Genomic DNA, 2,303 nt, shown 5'->3' with positions numbered 1-2,303 from the left:
TTGGTGCACGGATGGCTACAGGGCTTACAACGACGAACTTCCAAAAGTAAAACACATTGTTAGCAAGCTGTATACACAGCGTATTGAGCGTGAAAATCTGACACTGCGTAACCGATTGCAACGGCTCAATCGTAAGACGCTGAGATATTCAAAATCATCCGAAATGCACGATAGGATCATCGGTACTTACATCGAACGCGAGCACTACGTTTGATGCTACATCAACCCATTGAATACACGACCCTACACATACGTTAAGGCCGCGGAGGTGGTTAATGTCATCCATTCTGCAATTAGTCGCGGTCAATAAGCTTCGCCTTGAACGACAGGGAAAAACGCCAGCGGGATTTCCTCTTACCCCTGAGCAGCTCGAGCTGCGTGAGATGAATAAGAAAGTACAACGCTTTGAAATGGAGAACGAAATTCTAAAAAAGGCTACTGCGCTCTTAATGTCGGACTCACTCAACAGTTCACGATAGTTGACAGGCTGAGGGCGATATACCCTGTCACGGCGTTGTGCCAAACTTTTGAGGTACATAGCAGCAGCTACAGGCACTGGCAGGCTTCCGCTAATGAACCCGACGGTGAGCGCGTTGTTAACCGTAGCCGCATCATGGAAGCATGGAACGCCAGCGGCGGCTCTGCCGGCGCTCGAAGCATCGCAACCATCGTCACCAGCAGCTCTGGCGTTAAAATGGGGAGCTGGCTGGCCGGTAAGCTGATGAAGGAGCTGGGTATCGCCAGCTGCCAGCTACCGGCTCACAAATACAAACGCGGCGGCAATGAACACGTTGAAATACCGAACCATCTCAACCGCCAGTTCGCGGTTACCGCACCGGATAAGGTCTGGTGCGGCGATGTGACCTACATCTGGACGGGAAAATGCTGTGCTTACCTTGCGGTGGTGCTGGACCTGTTCGCCAGCAAACCGGTGGGATGGGCTATGTAGATGTCTCCGGACTCGGCGTTGACAGTTAAAGCGTTGCAGGTGGCCTGGGAACTGCGGGGGCAACCAACAGGAGTCATGTTTAACAGCGACCAAGGTAGTCACATACCAGCCGTCAATACCGGCAAGCTCTATGGCGCTGCAGGATAAAGCAGAGTATGAGTCGGCGGGGTAACTGCTGGGATAATGCGCCAATGGAGCGGTTCTTCCGCAGCATGAAGACAGAATAGGTGCCAATAAAGGGTTACAATAGCTTCAGTGAAGCCTAGGACGCGATAATCCGCTAGATCACGGGTTATTACAGCGGTATCCGGCCTCACTGGTATAACTGCGGCTTAACTCCAAACGAATCTGAGCGACTGTTCTATATACAGTCTAATGCGGTGGACAGTATTAGTTGACCACTACACATTGTTGCCGCTCAGATGCTGATTCGCCACGGCGTGGTTACGCTCATGGTACCTGTCCGGCCAGTATTGTTCCCCGCTTCGGGGCGGGATTAGAGGCCTGATTTTTTTTCTCAGCAACGCATCGTGGCAGTAACGCGTATCGTAAGCACCGTCTGCAGAGGCTTCCCTGATTTTCCGGTGGATCTGGCTAATCAGCCCCGGCAGAGCCTGTGCATCAGTCGTTCCGCTGAGTGACAAATAGGCACAGATAATCTCATGCGTCGCACTGTCTGCGGCAAGGTGATGCTTGCGCCATACCCTGCGCCTGTCAGCGCCATGCTGCCTGACTTTCCATTCCCCTTCGCCGAAGACTTTCAGACCTGCGCCGTCAATGTCGAGGTGAGAGATTTCCCCCCGGGTTGGCGTCTTTATGCTGATGTTAACGGTCTTTTCCCGCCGGCTGACCAGAGAGTAGTCTGGGCAGTACAACGACAGCACCATCAGCTTAAAAATCGAGTCAACGAAGCCCTGTAATGCCCGGAGCGACGGGTTAAACACCAGCTTCATCATCAGAACCGTGGTAATAGCCATATCGGTGTAGTGAAGCGGTCGGCCACGACCTTCAGGCTCTGCACGGTCAGTCCATGCAGCAACGGCTGTCTCATCGAGCCATACCGTAAGAGAGCCACGCAGCCTTAGTGCTTTGTTGTATTCAGGCCAGTTGGTGATTTTGAACTTTTGCTTTGCCATGGGGACACGATACTGAAACGACTGTAGAGATCATATCCGCCAATCACCTAAAAGTTCGATTTATTCAACAAAGCCTTGGCTTTGTTGAATAAATAGATATTATGCTGCATAGCCATAAAGGCTGCGGATTCCCTTGACGTAAAATCAGTATGTTAAATCCAGAGCGTGGTGATGCATCCCGGAGCGATCAGCATTTTAATCCAAAATAGGCGTGTCAC

The 2,303-nt window shown here is 51.7% G+C and carries 1 protein-coding gene and 2 pseudogenes; 2 read left to right on the top strand and 1 reads right to left on the bottom strand.

The window, feature by feature from the left end:
- Both QZ506_RS19060 and QZ506_RS19055 read left to right on the top strand, forming a co-directional pair.
- The coding region (locus tag QZ506_RS19060; protein ID WP_291973147.1) for an IS1 family transposase at positions 1-214 on the top strand (214 nt) is incomplete at its 5' end.
- Between the two features lie 88 nt (positions 215-302).
- Positions 303-1,347 (top strand): annotated as a pseudogene (locus QZ506_RS19055) (IS3 family transposase); the annotation flags it as partial.
- A gap of 9 nt (positions 1,348-1,356) precedes the next feature.
- Here the strand turns inward: QZ506_RS19055 and QZ506_RS19050 are convergent.
- Positions 1,357-2,085, bottom strand: a pseudogene (locus QZ506_RS19050) (IS5 family transposase); the annotation flags it as partial.
- Positions 2,086-2,303: the final 218 nt, after the last annotated feature.

The sequence above is a fragment of the Candidatus Symbiopectobacterium sp. genome (assembly GCF_020054415.1).
Lineage (GTDB): Bacteria > Pseudomonadota > Gammaproteobacteria > Enterobacterales > Enterobacteriaceae > Symbiopectobacterium.
This window is presented reverse-complemented; position numbering and strand designations above follow the sequence as displayed.